At 36.3% G+C, this 17,959-nt stretch carries 13 protein-coding genes; 11 read left to right on the forward strand and 2 right to left on the reverse strand.

All coding sequences use genetic code 11. The annotated features are described in order from the left end of the window. Positions 1-117 precede the first annotated feature (117 nt). The 10 genes from rnr (at position 118) to ACFOWM_RS00825 (ending at position 15,387) form a co-directional block, all read left to right on the forward strand. On the forward strand, positions 118-2,193 hold the full coding sequence (rnr, locus tag ACFOWM_RS00780) for a ribonuclease R (protein WP_379705664.1): 2,076 nt from the start codon (positions 118-120) through the stop codon (positions 2,191-2,193). 49 nt (positions 2,194-2,242) lie between these two features. Next, complete coding sequence (locus tag ACFOWM_RS00785) at positions 2,243-3,208, forward strand: polyprenyl synthetase family protein (protein ID WP_379705667.1); 966 nt, start codon at positions 2,243-2,245, stop codon at positions 3,206-3,208. A gap of 84 nt (positions 3,209-3,292) precedes the next feature. Beyond that, positions 3,293-5,209: an amino acid permease gene (locus ACFOWM_RS00790; protein WP_379705670.1), complete on the forward strand. Its 1,917-nt coding sequence runs from the start codon at positions 3,293-3,295 to the stop codon at positions 5,207-5,209. 241 nt (positions 5,210-5,450) lie between these two features. Then, positions 5,451-6,008: a restriction endonuclease subunit S gene (locus ACFOWM_RS00795; protein ID WP_379705673.1), complete on the forward strand. Its 558-nt coding sequence runs from the start codon at positions 5,451-5,453 to the stop codon at positions 6,006-6,008. A gap of 5 nt (positions 6,009-6,013) precedes the next feature. Then, positions 6,014-7,573: a type I restriction-modification system subunit M gene (locus ACFOWM_RS00800; RefSeq protein WP_379705676.1), complete on the forward strand. Its 1,560-nt coding sequence runs from the start codon at positions 6,014-6,016 to the stop codon at positions 7,571-7,573. 6 nt (positions 7,574-7,579) lie between these two features. After that, entirely contained in the window at positions 7,580-8,797 is a 1,218-nt protein-coding gene (locus tag ACFOWM_RS00805) for a restriction endonuclease subunit S (RefSeq protein WP_379705679.1), read from the forward strand. 1 nt (position 8,798) lies between these two features. Next, positions 8,799-10,037: a YecA family protein gene (locus ACFOWM_RS00810; RefSeq protein ID WP_379705682.1), complete on the forward strand. Its 1,239-nt coding sequence runs from the start codon at positions 8,799-8,801 to the stop codon at positions 10,035-10,037. A gap of 148 nt (positions 10,038-10,185) precedes the next feature. After that, entirely contained in the window at positions 10,186-11,265 is a 1,080-nt protein-coding gene (locus ACFOWM_RS00815; RefSeq protein ID WP_379705685.1) for a Fic family protein, read from the forward strand. Positions 11,266-11,464: 199 nt separating this feature from the next. Beyond that, complete coding sequence (locus tag ACFOWM_RS00820) at positions 11,465-14,692, forward strand: type I restriction endonuclease subunit R (protein ID WP_379705688.1); 3,228 nt, start codon at positions 11,465-11,467, stop codon at positions 14,690-14,692. Further along, positions 14,692-15,387, forward strand: coding sequence for a M48 family metallopeptidase (locus ACFOWM_RS00825; protein ID WP_379705691.1), 696 nt, complete (start codon positions 14,692-14,694; stop codon positions 15,385-15,387). The genes ACFOWM_RS00820 and ACFOWM_RS00825 overlap by 1 nt, the downstream gene beginning before the upstream one ends. Before the next feature lie 545 nt (positions 15,388-15,932). On the opposite strand, the gene smpB is transcribed toward ACFOWM_RS00825, so the two are convergent. Continuing rightward, positions 15,933-16,370, reverse strand: a complete 438-nt coding sequence (gene smpB, locus ACFOWM_RS00830; RefSeq protein ID WP_379705693.1) for an SsrA-binding protein — start codon at positions 16,368-16,370, stop codon at positions 15,933-15,935. An 85-nt stretch (positions 16,371-16,455) separates the two neighbouring features. Between smpB and ACFOWM_RS00835 the strand changes: the two genes are divergently transcribed. Next, complete coding sequence (locus ACFOWM_RS00835) at positions 16,456-17,139, forward strand: DUF1345 domain-containing protein (protein WP_379705696.1); 684 nt, start codon at positions 16,456-16,458, stop codon at positions 17,137-17,139. 203 nt (positions 17,140-17,342) lie between these two features. Here ACFOWM_RS00835 and ACFOWM_RS00840 read toward each other — a convergent pair whose 3' ends face one another. After that, complete coding sequence (locus ACFOWM_RS00840; protein WP_379705699.1) at positions 17,343-17,867, reverse strand: REP-associated tyrosine transposase; 525 nt, start codon at positions 17,865-17,867, stop codon at positions 17,343-17,345. Between the last annotated feature and the right edge of the window lie 92 nt (positions 17,868-17,959).

Genomic DNA, 17,959 nt, shown 5'->3' on the forward strand with positions numbered 1-17,959 from the left:
ATAGCAAAATCTTTATACCAAACCACCGCATTATTATTGATACTTAGTGCTGCAAAGCTTGTGTTTCAACGCTACATTTAGTACATTGCAATTAATTAATACAATTGATTATATTTTATGAGTAAGCACCAACAAAGCAGTGGCAAAAAAAAATCATCCCAAACTGAAATAGTGAAGGGTAAATTAGAGATAAGCCGCAGTGGTATGGGGTTTGTAATTGTAGAAGATAGAGAGAAAGATATCATTGTAAAGCCCAATGAATTTGGTAAAGCTTTTCATGGTGATACGGTGAGGGTTCAAATTTTAAACGGACAAGATAGAACCAGGCGTACAGAAGGAAAAATTACCGCAGTAGTTGAAAGAAAGCAAACCGACTTTATTGGAACCATTTCAGTTAAAGAAAAAATTGCATTTTTTACAGCAACGGGTAACAACCCAATGCCAGATTTTCATATTGATATGGCAAAATTAAACGGTGCTAAAGATGGCGACCGTGTAGTAGCCAAATTTTTAAAGTGGGATAAAAACGATAAAAAACCCGAAGGTGAAATCATCGCTATTATGACGGCCCAAAACGAAGGCGATATGGCCATGAAAGAAATTTTAGTGCATGCCGGTTTTCCATTGTCGTTTGAAGATGCCGTGCTAAAAGCAGCCGATGCGTTATCGCCCAACATTACCCGAGAAGAATTAAAGAAACGAAAAGATTGTAGGGATATACTCACTTTTACTATTGACCCTTACGATGCAAAAGATTTTGATGATGCCATCTCTATCAGAAACCTCGATAATGGCAATTATGAAATTGGTGTACACATTGCCGATGTGAGCCATTTTGTAACACCCGGTTCGTTGCTTGATAAGGCTGCATACGAACGAGCTACCAGTGTGTATTTGCCTGATAGGGTAAACCCCATGTTGCCCGAAAAAATTTCGAATGAGTTATGCTCATTGCGACCAAATGAAGATAAATACTCCTTCTCTGTAATATTCCAAATAAATAACAGGGCAGAAATTAAACACCAATGGATTGGTAGAACCATCATCCATAGCAACCATCGCTTTACATACGAAGAGGTACAACAAACCATTGAAACAAAAGATGGCTTGCATTTTAAACCTATTTTGTTGTTGAACGATTTAGCCCAACAGTTCAGAAAAAAGCGTTTTGATAACGGAGCCATCAACTTTTCATCGCAAGAAGTAAAGTTTAAATTAGATGATACAGGCAAACCAATTGGCATTGTTGTTAAAGAAAGTAAAGAAGCCCATAAATTAATTGAAGAGTTTATGTTATTGGCCAATAAAGCTGTGGCAGAGTATGTATCAAAAATAAAAGTAAACAAAGAGCCCATCCCATTTTCGTACCGTACGCATGATGAACCCAATGTGGAGAAACTAGCGCCATTTGTGGCTTTCGCAAAAAAGCATGGGTACGAGTTTGATATGAAAGATGAACGATCCATTGCCACATCTTTCAACAATTTATTAAAAAATGTAAAGGGTAAGCCAGAAGAACATGTAATAGAACAACTTGGTATACGTACCATGGCAAAGGCAAAATATACAGCTGAAAATGTGGGGCATTACGGATTAGGTTTTGAAAACTATTGTCATTTTACATCGCCTATTCGTCGTTACCCCGATGTGATGGTACACCGTGTACTACAAAGCATCATCGATAAAAATTTATTGATCGATAAAGCAATGGAAGAAAAAAACAAACATTGCAGCGATAAAGAACGTGCCGCTATGGAAGCCGAAAGAGCCGGCAACAAATACAAACAAGTTGAGTACATGAGGCAGTTTATAGGCGATGAATTTGAAGGCGTTATCTCTGGTGTATCAACCTTTGGTTTTTGGGTTGAAACCGTGGAGCACAAATGTGAAGGCTTGGTAAGTGTAAAAGATTTAAGCGATTACGATGATTTTAGGTTAGATGAAGCCAACTATGCCTTAGTAGGCTTACGTACCGGCAAAACATTCAGAATGGGCGATGATGTTACCATTAGAGTTATTGCAGCCAATTTAGATAAACGCCAGCTCGATTATGAATGGGTAACTACAGCAGCGCCCAAAAGCAAACAAGCCAAAACAGTAGGAGGTAAGTCAACCGCCAAAAAAGCCACTACCAAAACAGCAGCAAAACCTGCGGCTAAAAAAACAGCCACCAAAAAAACGAGTAAAAAATAATTTAAGATATACAGGCCCATGAAGCTTGTTCAAAAAAGCGCATCCATTAATGCAATCATTTACAGCCTTATCAGCACAGTTTGAAGCCAAGTTTAACAAACGTCATTTTCCTGAACATACACCTACGTTATACGACCCTGCACAATACATTTTAGGTATTAAGGGTAAACGTATTCGCCCTATTTGTGTGTATTTGGCCAACGAATTGTTTGCACCCGTAACAGATGATGCCTATTATGCCGCAGCCTCTATTGAGCTGTTTCATAATTTTAGTTTAATACACGATGATATTATGGATAAAGCACCCTTACGCAGGGGCTTACCCACCGTTCACGAAAAATACGGACATAATACTGCATTATTGGCTGGCGATGTAATGTTTGTTACAGCATACGAAAATTTAGGAAGCATTAGTGCACCATACTTACCAAGAAGTATCGAAATTTTCAACAAAACAGCCAAAGAAGTATGCGAAGGCCAACAGCTCGATATGGATTTTGAAAACATGGCCCATGTGAGTTTAGATGATTATGTAAAAATGATCACCCTCAAAACATCGGTACTAGTAGCTGCAAGTTTACAAATGGGAGCCGTATTGGGTGGTGCAGGCTTGGGCAACCAAAATCATTTATATGAATTTGGTAAAAACCTAGGTATTGCTTTTCAAATACAAGATGATTTTTTAGATGCCTTTGGCGATGCCCAAAAAACAGGTAAACAACAAGGCGGCGATATATTAGCCAATAAAAAAACCTTTTTACTCATACATGCCCGTGAACAAGGCGATGCCAGCATTAATGCTCGTTTAGATGAGCTATTGGCCAACAATGCACCCGATAAAGTACCGCAGGTACTGCAAATATTTAAAGAAGTAAAGGCAGATGAATGGTGCAATGCCCTCAAAGAAAAGTATTACCAAATTGCCTTGCAGCATTTAGATGAAGTTGCTGTGTTGAGTGAAAGAAAAACAGCCTTACAACAATTAGCCGCTGATTTAATGATGAGAGAAAAATAAACAACTCGTTTACGCTTTAATAACCTGATTGAATTCATATTCAACAATTTTACTTATTTTACTAGCCATAAAACCCACTACAAAATGAGCAACGGTTTGTTTAGAAGAAAAAATATTGCCAATATATTAGCGGAAGGCGGCGATGATGCCCACGGCTCCGCTGGCGGTTTAAAACGAGTACTCACCGTTAGAGATTTAACTTTTTTTGGTATTGCTGCCATTTTAGGTGCCGGTAGTTTTAGTAGTTTGGGTGGGGCTGTATTCAGTGGTGGCCCCGGTGTAGTCATTTTATTTTTAATTACGGCAGTAGCCTGTGCCTTCACTGCTTTTTGTTACAGTGAATTTGCCAGTCGTATACCAGTGGCAGGTAGCGCCTATACCTATGCGTATGCCAGCTTTGGCGAATTATTCGCATGGATCATTGGGTGGGCACTTATAATGGAATACAGCATTGGTAACATTTATGTGGCCTTTAGTTGGAGCGATTATTTTACTTCGTTTTTAAGCAGGTGTGGGGTTGATATGCCGCATTGGTTAAGCACTAGTTATAAAGAGGCACAACATGCCGTTCAAAATGGCGCTTTAGAGGGCGATCAATTTCAAGCATGGCATACTGCACCTATCGTTGCTGGGTTACGTATTATTGTTGATTTACCAGCCCTGGTTATTAATGTACTCATTACTTATTTGGTATATAAAGGTGTAAAAGAAAGCCGCAATTTCAGCAACATCATGGTGGTGTTAAAAATGGCGGTTGTAGCATTGGTAATTATTGTAGGCGGTTATTTGGTATTTCACAACGGGTTAACCTTTAATTGGTCGCCTGCAAATGATGCTGGCGTAAAATCATTTATGCCCAACGGCTTTAGCGGTGTAATGGCTGCGGTTGCAGGGGTATTTTTTGCCTACATCGGTTTTGATGCCGTAAGTGTGTTGGCAGAAGAAAGTAAAAATCCACAAAGAGATTTACCAAGGGGGATGATTTACTCATTGGTGATTTGTACCGTGGTATATATTTTATTAACCTTGGTATTAACAGGCTCTGTTAACTACCGCAATTTTGAAGGCGTGGGTGACCCACTAGCGTTTATTTTTGAAAAGCAAAACCTCAATGTACCTTGGATGCAGCTATTGGTGGCCGTTTGTGCCGTAATAGCCATGACGAGTGTATTGCTTGTATTCCAAATGGGGCAACCCCGTATTTGGATGAGCATGAGTAGAGATGGCCTGTTGCCAAAAGTGTTTCAAAAAATTCACCCGAAGTATCAAACACCTTCTTTCTCAACTATTGTAACAGGTATTGTAGTAGGGGTGCCTATTTTGTTTACTGATAAAACTTTTGTGTTAGACTTTACCAGCATTGCCACTTTATTTGCATTTGTGTTGGTGTGTGGCGGTGTATTATTAATACCACGTAAAGAAAAACAACCCGGTAAATTCAACATACCTTACATTAACGGTAAGTTTATTTTTCCGTTGATTGTGGTGGGTTGTATTTTGGTATTGTCGTTTGCCACACCAAAATACTTTGGCAACAAGGTTGATTTTTCTGAAGAAAATGCTATTGAAAAATTAGCCACCATGTTACCTGCTGCTAAAATGGATACCATTGCGGTAGTCAATAATATCTCTAATAATTTAAGTACTGAAAATGCCAACAATGCGGCTTTTGTGGGCCTGCTCGATTCTATGAATGTAAAAACCATTGCAGCGCAAAAGCTAGCCGTGGTAAATAAATTTATTGCGGCGGCTAATACCGAACAAAGCAGAACCCTCAAAATATCAACCATTATTTTTTGGTTGTTAATGATAGGGTTGGCCATTGTAACCTTCTTAAAAAATTACTCACTTATACCATTAATGGGCGTAAGTACATGCTTATATTTATTAACCGGAATGACGAAAGCCAACTGGCTTTGGTTTGGTGGCTGGTTAGCCATTGGGTTGGTATTTTACTTTTTATACGGCTATAAAAAAAGTAAGTTGGCACAACAAAATTAAATTAAAAAGGCTCGTTGAAGAACGAGCCTTTTTAATGTGTTATCAGCTGTTTTTGTGCGTTATGAACAAAAGACAAAATATTGGTTATACTTTAACTCAAAAAGGCCATTTTACCTTAAGAATTGTATAAAACCAGGCTTTAATAATATTTTGTAGAAAGTGTACTTAAAAATAAATTTCAAAATATTTGGTAAATTTAAGGTTTTATGTATTTTTGTAGAGCTATTACTAAGAAATAAATTTGAAAACACTAATAAAAAATATTACTAACATACAAACGGGTCTTTTTGCAAAGCCTACTGGTAGTGGTGAATTGGTTTATCTACAATCTAAGCATTTTGATGAAAATGGTCAATTAAATGCTGTTTTGCACCCTGATCTGATGGCTGAAGGTATTTCTGAAAAACACTTATTGAAAGATGGTGACATACTTTTTGCAGCCAAAGGCACAAAAAATTTTGCTGCGGTTTTTGAAAATCATAATGAGCCTTCTGTTGCTTCTACTTCCTTCTTTGTTATTAGATTACTTAATAAAAAAGTGTTGCCTCAATATTTTGCTTGGTTTCTAAATAACTATAACACCCAAACACTTTTAAAAAGTAAAGCAATTGGTACGTCTATTCCTTCTATTTCAAAACAAGTATTAGAAAATTTGGAAATAACAGTGCCGAGTATCGAAAAACAAATGGCGATTCTGCAAATCATCAAACTCCGTGACAAAGAAAAAGCATTAAAGCAGGAAATTGAAACACTAAGAGAAAAACAAATTCAACAACAAATCATCAATGCAATAAATTAAATATTATGGCTAAAATAACTCAGAAAGACATTAACGATGCAGTTTGGAAAGCTTGCGACACATTTAGAGGCAGTATTGACCCTAGCGTTTATAAAGACTATGTGCTTACCATGCTTTTCTTAAAATACCTCAGCGATGTGCATGATGATAAAATGGAAGGCTACTTAGAAAAATACAATAATGATGTGGAACGTGCCAAACGTGCCATGCAACACGAACGCTTTATTGTGCCAGCGCATAGCCATTTTAAATTTTTGTACGAAGCTCGTAACGAAGCCAACATTGGTGAACTCATCAATATTGCATTGGCGGATTTAGAAGAAGCTAACCGTGAAAAATTGTATAGTGAAGACGGTGCTGGTATTTTCCAAAACATTGACTTTAACAACAGCAAGCTGGGTGAGCCTAAAGACAAAAACACCCGACTGAAAAACTTATTGCTAGATTTTAATAAGGATGCTTTAAATCTTCGTCCATCTCATTTGGATGGGAACGATATTATTGGTGGTGCTTATGAGTACCTAATTTCTAACTTTGCTAGTGATGCAGGCAAAAAAGCTGGCGAATTTTATACGCCAAGTGAAGTATCAACCTTATTAGCAAGGTTAACTCATTCTAAACCAGGTTCTCGTATTTGTGATCCTACTTGCGGTTCTGGTTCTTTACTCATAAAAGCTGGTAACGAGGTAGGCTCTGATAATTTTTCACTTTACGGCCAAGAGGCTAATGGCAGCACCTGGGCATTGGCAGTAATGAATATGTTTTTGCATGGCTTCGATAATGCAGTGATTCGTTGGGGCGATACCATCCGCAACCCTAAATTGAAAGTAGATGATATGACCTTGATGAAGTTTGACACAGTAGTTGCCAATCCACCTTTTTCTTTAGACAAATGGGGAAAGGTAGAAGATAAAGATGGTGAAAAAACCACCATTAGTTACGACCCTGAAACCGATAAATATAACCGTTTTTGGAGAGGCGTACCACCCAAGAGCAAAGGCGATTGGGCATTTATTAGTCACATGATTGAAACGCTCAACGAAGAAGGTAAAGCAGGTGTAGTGGTGCCACATGGTGTATTATTTCGTGGAAGCAGTGAAGGCCGTATACGCCAACGCACCATTGAAGAAAACTTGCTCGAAGCAGTAATTGGCTTACCTGCCAACCTGTTTTTTGGTACCGGCATACCGGCTGCTATTTTGGTATTTAACAAGCAAAAAACCAGCAATAACTTCTTGTTTATTGATGCCAGCAAACATTACGAAAGTGCCAAAAACCAAAACAAACTACGTGATACAGATATTGAACATATGGTGAACACCTACCGTGATTTTGCAACCGGCAAGCTGCAACCCGGTGTGGTGGAAGATAAGTACAGTTATGTGGCTACTGCAATAGAAATAAAGGAAAATGAATTCAATCTAAATATTGCCCGTTATGTTGACACTTTTGAAGAAGAAGCTGAGGTTGATATTGAAGTAGTAGCCCAAGATATTCAAAACTTAGAAATTGAATTGAAGCAAGTTCAAGATGAATTAGAAAATTTATTAAGCAAACTTCAATAGAATATTATGGAACAGTCGAAAAATATAACACACAAACATTCCGCAGCAGGTTTTATTCCAAAGGAATGGGAAGTAAATAATTTAGAAAAAATTGCTGAATTTAGAAATGGTAAAGCTCATGAAAATATTGTTGATTCTGAAGGCAAATACATAATTATTAACTCTAAGTTTATATCTACAGAAGGGGAAGTTGCAAAGTATTCTAAAGAAATACTTTGCCCGTTGTCTAAAGGTGAAATTGTCATGGTTATGAGTGATGTTCCAAATGGCAAAGCTATTGCCAAATGTTTCTATGTTAAAGAGGATAATCTCTACACTCTAAATCAAAGGATTTGTGCCATTACTGCAAAAAAGGTTGATCCCATATTTTTATATTATGCCCTGAACAGAAATAAATATTACCTAACATTTGACGATGGCGTTAATCAAACAAATTTGAGAAAAGAAGAAGTATTAGAATGCCCGATCCCACTTCCCCCCCTCCCTGAGCAAAAAGCCATAGCCCAAGTACTCAGCACTGCAGATGCTGCCATACACACTATTGAAAAACTCATTGCCCAAAAAGAACTCCGCAAAAAATGGCTCATGCAGCAATTGCTTACGGGGAAGCAAAGATTGAAGGGGTTTGATGGGGAGTGGAAGGAACATTCTTATGAGAAAATACTTAAAGTGGTAAAGAGAAATTTTGATTGGGATGAAAACGAATTGTATAAACTGATTAGCGTTAGACGAAGGTCAGGCGGTATATTCTACCGTGAAGCTTTATATGGTCATCAAATACTAGTCAAAACTTTACGTACAGCCATCGAGGGAGATTTTTTGTTTTCGAAAATGCAAATCCTACACGGTGCATCAGCTTTGGTTACAAAAGAATTCGATGGGGCTAAGATTTCAGGTTCATATATAGCTGTGGTTCCAAAAGATAAAAAGCAATTGAATATGGAGTTTTTTCAATGGTATTCACAAACACCATACTTCTATCATCAAACTTATATCTCAAGTTATGGTGTGCATATTGAGAAAATGACATTTGACTTTGATACGTTCCTTCAACTCGAAATGAAACTTCCATCCATCGAAGAACAAACTGCCATTGCCCAAGTGTTGCAAGCGGCCGATAAAGAAATCAGCCTGCTTAAAGCCAAAGCAGCAAAGTTGAGGGAGCAGAAAAAGGGGTTGATGCAGGTGTTGTTGACAGGGAAGAAAAGATTAAAAATTAATTAGTATGGAGCCAAGTAAAAATGCACTCTGCCCCTGCGGGAGTGGAAAAAAATATAAAAGATGCTGCCTTTTAAAAGGTGGCATTGTGTTGTGCGGTAAAAAACCACAGTTTAAATACAATAAGCAATTTAACCGCTACGAATCTGGCATTGACCATCATTACGCTAACTTTAATAATCAAGGTTGCGATTACATTGATTCAAAACCATATATCGGCAAAATAAAATGTCGGCTGGTACATGAAGCCGGAAACTCAATAATTATCCCGGATTATCTATTATTGAAAAATGGTTGGATTCAACCATTACATTTCACAGCTCCCTTTTTATTTAAGTTAGATGAAAAGTCTATCGGTTGTGACTTCTTTATTGACATTCAAAACGGGGAAACAATTAAAGTTCGCTTTTATAATTACCAAATACTTCAAACTTACCCGGACAAGAGCCAGCTATATGAATGTGAAATTTTTGGCCCGGCAGATATTGAAGAATATGCTTGCGGTGAATATAAAACCATTGATGATAAAATTTACTTCAAACTGTTTCATCACACGAATGAAGGAGGCTACAACGGCATAACAGGCACTAAAACATTAAGGTCTTCAAAATGGAATTACAGAGGAAGTAAGGAATGTGTAAATTATCATTTCGCTTATTTCACCCACATTCCTGAAGTCAAGTATCCAAATGATTTAATTACAGTTGCTATGTCTGCAGATGGCGATATTGATTACATGATTGATTCTTTTGTGTTGCCAAAAGTGATGCTACCTGATTACCGGAAAAGATTTGAAAATTCGATTTACACAGCCAAGGTATATCGTTCAACAACCACTGACAGGAATTATACAATCGAATTTTTAATTCCCATAGAATCCCTTGATGTGAAACACATTTATCTACATCATCAGGGGCATTTGTTTTTTTATGAAATGTGTTTCCCTTACATCCACCGAATAAAGCTAAAGGCCAACAGCACTTTACCTTTTACTGATGACTTCCGCATTGAGAATGTTGATGTAATTGTAAACTCTGAATACTCAATAATTGGTGATGCAAGAAATAAAGAAGGACTGGCTGCTCCATTTGAAGAAGATGAAACAAAATTCATCTATAAGATTGAAGATTGCGGAAAAGAATCAATTCATGATTTTTGGTTTAGTCATGAAAATAAAGATTTGTTCACAGGTAAGGTTGTAGAGACATTAAAATTAAAAGACGTTGACGATAATCCAACAAAATAGATAAATGGAAAAACGAAGTTTTAAAGAAGACCATATAAGCCAGATGCCGGCATTGCAAATACTGTTGAATTTGGCTATATAAGTTTAATAAACCAAAATATGCACAACAAATCTGATGACTTTATTGTGCAAAAACTACTTTACAGATATGGCATACAAAATACCACAACTCCCTTTGGATTTCGATATTGAAACCAAAGCCATTATGAAAAAAACGGCTGCTGCACGTAGTGCTTTAGCGGAGATGAAAGGAGCTGCCTTGAGCATTCCTAATGAAAGTATTTTAATCAGTACCCTTTCACTACAAGAAGCCAAAGACAGTTCGGCCATTGAAAACATCATCACCACTCATGATGAATTGTATCAGGGAGATTATCTGAAAAGGGAATTTAAATCTATCGCATCTAAAGAAGTGCACAACTATGCCGAAGCATTGCGTTGGGGTTTTGAAACCGTAAGGCAAAAAGGAATATTGATTAACAGCCACATCTTACAAATGCAAGCAACGCTTGAAGAAAATGATGCAGGTTTTAGAAAAGTACCCGGTACCGAACTAAAAAATGAGCAAACGGGAGCAATTGTTTATACCCCACCGCAAACGCATGATGAAGTATTGGCACACATGAACAACCTTGAGCAGTTTATGAATGACAATGCACTTAGCAATTGGGACCCATTGGTAAAAATGGCCATTATTCACCATCAGTTTGAAAGTATCCACCCATTTTATGATGGTAACGGAAGAACAGGAAGGATTATCAATATCCTTTATTTGGTAAAAGGAGGTTTGTTGAATTTGCCCATACTGTATTTAAGCCGCTACATCAATCAAAACAAAGCAGATTATTACCGCCTGCTGCAAAAAGTACGCACCGAAAACGCCTGGGAAGAATGGGTGCTGTACATCCTTGAAGGAGTGGAGCAAACTTCTTTGCAAACCATCAAAGTCATTGAGGGCATAAAGAAGTTGATGCAAAGCCATAAGGATAGAATTAGGACGGAGCTTCCTAAAATTTACAGCCAGGATTTGCTGAATAACCTATTCCGACATCCTTACACCAAAATTGATTTTGTAATGGAAGAAACCGGGGTAAGTCGTAAAACTGCGGCTAAGTACCTTGACGAATTGGATAAACTTGGTATTGTGAGCAAACAAAAGATTTGGAAGGATAACTACTACATCAACATCGATTTATATAACCTTTTACAGAATGTTAGCAAATTATAGTCAAGGTCAAAAGAACAGCGAATTTACACATGATAAACCTATCATGAGTAAAATATCTAATTTTCTACTTATGATAAACGGCTCATGTATAGAAAATGCTCAAAACCTTTACATGAGGAAACCAATATGTAAAGGTTTTGAGCATTTTCTATACAAATCTCAGTTTATAATTCATCATTCATAACTCATATTTCATAAAGTGGAAACACCAAGTTTTAAAGAAGACGATATCAGCCAGATTCCTGCACTGCAAATGCTGGTGAATTTGGGCTACACCTATTTAAGTCCGGCAGAAGCCGATAGGCAAAGAGGTAGCAAAACATCCAATGTATTGCTAGAAGATGTGTTGCGGAAGCAATTGAAGGAAATAAACAGCATACGAGTAAGTGCTACCAAAACCAGCATTTTTACTGATGAAAATATTGAAAAAGGCATATTGGCATTGAAAAACCTGCCCATGAATGAAGGGTACATTGCCGCCAGTGAAAAGGTATACAACCTGATTACCTTAGGTCAGGCATTAGAACAAAGTGTGGATGGAGACAAAAAGAGTTTTACACTTCAATACATTGACTGGAAAAACATCGGCAATAATGTATTTCATGTAACGGAAGAATTCAGTGTGATTAGAAGCACCAGCAAAGAGCATTACCGACCTGATCTGGTGTTGTTTGTAAATGGTATTCCGGTTTGCATTATTGAGTGTAAACGACCTGATATGAAGGAGCCATTGAAACAGGCTATCAGTCAGCATCTACGCAATCAACAAGAAGATGGTATCCGCAGTTTGTTTGTGTATTCACAATTGACTTTGAGCATCGCTACACAAGAGGCAGCTTATGCTACCAATGCCACACCTGAAAAATTTTGGGCAAAGTGGCAAGAGAAATTTACTAGTGATGATGAAGAGAGAAATTACAAAATCAAATTACAACAACTCAAAAATAAACCGCTTTCAATATCAGTCAAAGAGCAACTTTTTACTGACCGTTTCAAATATGTTCGTCAATATTTTGATGCTTTGGAACAAGAAGAAATTCTACCAACCGAACAGGACAATTATTTGTTTGGATTATGTCGCCCTGAACGATTGATGGACATTGTTTTTAATTTTATTTTATTCGATAATGGAGATAAAAAAGTGGCCCGTTACCAGCAGTTTTTCGCTATCAAAAAATCTATGCAACGAATAAAGCATGTTGAAAATGGAAAACGTAGAGGCGGTGTAATTTGGCATACACAAGGAAGCGGAAAATCATTAACGATGGTGATGCTGGCACAAGCCATAGCCATGGAACCAAGTATTCGCAATCCTAAAATTGTATTGGTAACTGACAGAACAGATTTAGATAATCAGATAACAAGTACTTTTCGGAAGTGTGGCAGGTTTGTAGAAAATGCTACTACTGGTCAGCGCTTGGTTGAGTTACTTGAAAGCAAAAGTGATGCAGTGGTAACCACCATCATCAACAAATTTGTGGCGGCTGTAAAGAAAATTGATAAGCCTTTAGAAAGCCACAATATTTTTGTTTTGGTAGATGAAGGGCATCGAACACAACATGGCACGTTTAATATTGACATGCAAAAGACTTTGCCGAATGCCTGTTTTATTGCCATGACAGGAACACCGTTATTTAAAAAAGATAAAAGCACTGCAGAAAAATTTGGTGGTATGATTGATGCTTACACAGTGGATCAAGCTGTGAAAGACAAAGCAGTTGTTCCATTATTGTATGAAGGGAGATTGGCATTGCAAAATGTAAATTCTAGTCCGATTGATACTTTTTTCGGAATGGTATCTGAACCATTAACTGATTACCAAAAAGCAGACATCAAGAGAAAGTTTGCCCGATACGATCATTTGAATTCAGCCGAACAAAAAATGAGGATGATTGCCTGGGACATCAGCTATCATTTTCGTGATAATTGGCAGGGGAGAACACCTTTCAAAGGTCAATTAGTTTGCGACAAAAAAGTTAACGCCATTAAGTACAAAGAGTATTTAGATGAAATAGGTATTGTGAGTAGTGAAGTGTTGATTTCATCTATTGATGATAGAGAAGGAGAAGACAGTGCCTATGAGAAATCCACTGAAAAAGAAAATCAGTTTTGGAAAAGAATGATGGATGAACATGGCAATTCAAAAAGTTATGAAAAAAACATCATCAATCGATTTAAGAATCAGAAAGACCCGGAAATCATTATAGTAGTTGATAAATTACTTACGGGTTTTGATGAACCTAAAAACACAGTTCTATATCTAACAAGAAATTTGCAAAGCCACAAACTCTTGCAAGCCATAGCAAGGGTAAATCGTATTTATCCTGATAAAGAGTTTGGCTACATTATTGACTATTATGGTGTAATTGAAAACTTAGATGATGCACTGCAATTGTATTCATCCTTTGAAGATTTTGATAATGAAGATTTAGCTGGTACAATTACCAATATTGCTGATGAAATTAAAAAGCTTCCACAAAAGCATTCGGACCTTTGGGATATTTTCAAAACCATTACTAACAAACGTGATGCAGAGGCCTACCAGCAATTATTAAAAGATGAAGCGATACGGGTTTTGTTTTATGATAAACTAGCTGCATTTGCCAAGGGCTTGAAACTTGCTTTATCATCCATTCAATTTCATAAAGAGGTTGAAGAAAAAAACATCAACCGCTACAAAGAAGATTTGACGATGTTCTTAAAACTTCGTTTAGCAGTAGTAGAAAGATACAGCGATCAAATAGATTATAAACAGTACGAAGGTCAAATTCAAAAATTAATTGATACACATATCACCACTGAGAAAGTTGAAACCATTACTGAACTAGTGAACATTTTTGATAAGGACAAATTTCAGCAGGAAGTAGAAAAAGCAATTGGAGATGATGCCAAGGCAGATAGAATTGAAAGCAGAACATCTAAGCATATTTCAGAAAAAATGGATGAAGATCCTGCTTTCTATAAGAAATTTTCACAAATGTTGAAAGATGTTATTGAAGCGTATGAAGCAGGAAGAATCAGTAGTGCTGAGCGGCTGAAAAGAAGTCAAGATATCATGGAAAGTGTATTGGCACATACCGACAATGATATTCCAGAGCAGCTAAAAGATAGGGGTGTTGCCAAAGCATTTTTTGGTTTGACAGTTGAAGCACTTTCAGAAAAATTTCAAGACAATATTGTTCGTAAAGAAGTCGCAATACAAACGGCTTTGCATATTGACGACCTGATTCAAGATGCTGTTTTAGACTACGGCAAACCCATTATTGACTGGCAGTATAAAACAAACATCACAGGCAAATTGCTTATTGAAATTGGCGACTATCTGATTGATGAAGTAAGAGATAAGTACAATGTGGACTTGCCATTTAAAGACATGGACAAGATAGCAGAGGATTGTATTGAAGTAGCTAAAATCCGTTATAAGTAATGACTGAAACCATACAATTCGGCAGCAAAAGAATTGATTTTCGTTTGGAATATTCCAACAGGAAATCCTTAGGTATTACTGTAACCCCAGCAATGGAAGTGTTGGTAAAAGCACCGACAGATACAACCATTGAAAAAGTAAAAGAGAAAATAAGAAAAAAAGCACCTTGGATAATTAAGCAACAAAGTTTCTTTCTTTCTTTTCAGCCAAAAACACCCAAACGTAGATATGTTAGTGGTGAAACACATTTGTACTTAGGAAGGCAATACCGTTTGCAAATTGAAGTTTGCAAAGAGGAATCAGTGAAACTAAGAGGTAAATTTATTGCAGTAACAGTATCTGAAAAATCAAGAGCAAAAGATTTGTTGAGTGCATGGTACCTGCAACATGCTCATGAAAAATTTCACATTATTGCACAGCCATTAATTGACAAATTCAAAAAATATAAAGTAGCGCCAGAGTCTATTGTATTACGTGAAATGCCTACACGATGGGGAAGTTGCACACCAAATGGAAAAATCATTCTAAATCCTGAATTGATTAAAGCACCTAAAGGCTGTATAGAATATGTGATTACACATGAACTTTGTCACTTAATACATCACAATCACACCCAGAAGTTTTTAGATTTACAAACCAAAGAAATGAAAGACTGGGAAAAGTGGAAAATGAAATTAGAGAAATTATTAGCTTGAATCTATTATTATAACTTCATATTCAAGTTCATAATGTTTTCATAGTTGCCATTTCTAAAAATCAGTTCAAAAAAATTAGAATGTTTTTAATCTAAATATTCTGTATACAAATTTTTTATTCATTGCTATTTTATATATAAAAGTATCAACTTCATAAATGCCAAACTGTCTTTAAAAACCTCAAAAATGTATTAAAATACCAGTTTTGATACTCCTGAGTAACAGCTTTAATACAGCTATGTAACAGCTATGTGAAAGCTATCAAAACTTTTTCAGCGTAAGCATTTAAATATCACTGTAAAAAAGGCAGTTGAAAAATAGGGGAGTTGTTTTAAAAAATGCAATTTGAAAGAGCAATTTTTAGTCTTTCATTATGAACACTAAAATCCCATTTTACTAAAATATAAATCTCACCAACCAACACAAAAAAGCCCCGGCAATTACGCTACCGGGGCTGCTTTATTTGTTATCATTATAATTATTGTGCATTGTGTAAACCTATAAGGTTTTTAAAACCTTATAGGTTTTGTAAGTAACAACAGCTTTTACAACCCATAGGTACGTTTAATATCCCTATCGTTTTCACGTTGCTTAATGGTTTCTCTTTTGTCGTAGTTTTTCTTGCCCTTTCCTAAACCAATATCAATTTTAGCCAACCCTTTTTCGTTGATGAAAATTTTCAGCGGAATAATACTGTAGCCTTTTTCTTTGCTTTTTTCTTCTAGCTTTTTTAATTCACGTTTGTTGAGCAACAGTTTACGCTCTTGCATTGGCTCATGGTTCATGTAAGTACCAAATGCATATTCAGATATATGTAAACTTTTTACATACAATTCGCCTTTATCAAAAATGCAATAGCTATCATTAAAACTAGCTTTGCCGGTTCGCAATGATTTTATTTCAGTACCCTTCAACACCAAGCCAGCGGTGTAGGTGGTTTCAAAAAAATATTCGTAATACGCCTTTTTATTATTCAGTTCCACGTTGTGCTTTTGCCAAAGATAAAAAACATACAGCGAACTTGTTTTTTTAGGTAAGATGTTTGTCTACATTTGACAAAATAATGTTATGTCGACCTCCAAAAAATCAGCTAATATATTTTTAAAAATGCACCCATTGCAGCGCATGACCTTGAGTTTGGTATTGGCTGTGGTTACTTATTTTGTATTGCACAAAAGCGATGATCCTATATTGTTCAGCATTATTGCCAGTTGGTGTATGTTTTCATTCACGTACGTATTAACATCTTGGATTATACTGTTTACAAGATCAATAGATGATATTAAAAGGTTGGCCATTGCAGATGATGGTAGTAGAACATTGGTGATTACAGCCACGGTAATAGCCTCGTTTGCTGCCATGGTTACGGTGTTAATATTAGTGGTTACAAGTAATGAACACCAAAAAAGTGATTGGGCAACCGTATTGGTGTGTTTTGTATCAGTTATATTATCGTGGATTATGGTGCATACCATCCTTACTTTTCATTATGCCCATTTGTATTACGATTGTGTGAAACGTGGTGATGAGCGTATTAAAGGCGGTTTAACCTTCCCCGGCGAAGCCTTGCCGAACTACCTCGATTTTGCTTATTTTTCTTTTATTATTGGTATGACGTTTCAGGTGTCTGATGTTGAAATAACCGATAAACAAATACGCCGTATGGCCTTATTGCATGGCCTCATTTCATTTGTGCTAAACACTTTTGTAGTGGCACTTACCGTTAATTTTATTGCAGGCTTAAGCAAATAATATTTTGTTGAACAACAATTGAAGCATAAAAAAAGCGCCTCTTTTTGTGAGGCTATTGCTCTTCGAGATGTTAGCGCAGCGCATCTCGAAGTTGTAATGAGAAAGATATCTATCTTTCCTACCTGCCAAGTTTTAGAAACCATTTTTAAGAGATGATACTACAGCATATATTAATCTTTTGATTTGAAAGAAATATATCTTTCTTACCTACTAAGCTCTAACAAACTTTTGCTTGTTCCATAAAATTCGCTACAACTGCTGTATTTATATGCTTCTTCATATAATACAATACCTGCTCTTACAGGGTTATTGTGTATGTAATTAATTTTTGATAGTAAAAATTGCTCTCCAAATATTTCTTCACCATGATAACCTGGCTCCCAAAAACAAACTTTATCTTCTTTTTTTAAAAGCCATAGTAACCAATTTTTTCTACTTTCATTTTTATTATTTTCAATAGCAGCATAAATAGTTGATGCTGTAAATTTTTTAAAATCTCGGATGATATCACTCAAGTTATTTTGACTACTTTGAACAATTAAATGAATGTGGTTACTCATTACTACCCAAGCATATATTTTTAGCCCCTTTTTTTCTTGACAATATCTTAAACTACTCAATAAAATTTCGATATAAGTTTCTCTTGTAAATACATCTACCCATTGATGTACCGTACAGGTAATAAAATATAATCCACCTTGGTCTTTTATTCGATATTCATAAGCCATATTTAAAATTAGATATTTTATGCAGATTAAACATCTTTGTTACCTATCATCGAAATACTATGCGCTAATATCATGAAGAGCAGTATTATTTG

Source organism: Ferruginibacter yonginensis, from assembly GCF_042651465.1.
Classification (GTDB): Bacteria; Bacteroidota; Bacteroidia; order Chitinophagales; family Chitinophagaceae; genus Ferruginibacter; species Ferruginibacter yonginensis.

What these genes read in the sequence shown, in the direction of transcription:
- rnr (WP_379705664.1), top strand. Translation starts at nt 118, where the DNA reads ATGAGTAAGCACCAACAAAGCAGTGGCAAAAAAAAATCATCCCAAACT.
- ACFOWM_RS00785 (WP_379705667.1), top strand. Translation starts at nt 2,243, where the DNA reads ATGCAATCATTTACAGCCTTATCAGCACAGTTTGAAGCCAAGTTTAAC.
- ACFOWM_RS00790 (WP_379705670.1), top strand. Translation starts at nt 3,293, where the DNA reads ATGAGCAACGGTTTGTTTAGAAGAAAAAATATTGCCAATATATTAGCG.
- ACFOWM_RS00800 (WP_379705676.1), top strand. Translation starts at nt 6,014, where the DNA reads ATGGCTAAAATAACTCAGAAAGACATTAACGATGCAGTTTGGAAAGCT.
- ACFOWM_RS00805 (WP_379705679.1), top strand. Translation starts at nt 7,580, where the DNA reads ATGGAACAGTCGAAAAATATAACACACAAACATTCCGCAGCAGGTTTT.
- ACFOWM_RS00810 (WP_379705682.1), top strand. Translation starts at nt 8,799, where the DNA reads ATGGAGCCAAGTAAAAATGCACTCTGCCCCTGCGGGAGTGGAAAAAAA.
- ACFOWM_RS00815 (WP_379705685.1), top strand. Translation starts at nt 10,186, where the DNA reads ATGGCATACAAAATACCACAACTCCCTTTGGATTTCGATATTGAAACC.
- ACFOWM_RS00825 (WP_379705691.1), top strand. Translation starts at nt 14,692, where the DNA reads ATGACTGAAACCATACAATTCGGCAGCAAAAGAATTGATTTTCGTTTG.
- ACFOWM_RS00835 (WP_379705696.1), top strand. Translation starts at nt 16,456, where the DNA reads ATGTCGACCTCCAAAAAATCAGCTAATATATTTTTAAAAATGCACCCA.
- ACFOWM_RS00840 (WP_379705699.1), bottom strand. Translation starts at nt 17,867, where the DNA reads ATGGCTTATGAATATCGAATAAAAGACCAAGGTGGATTATATTTTATT.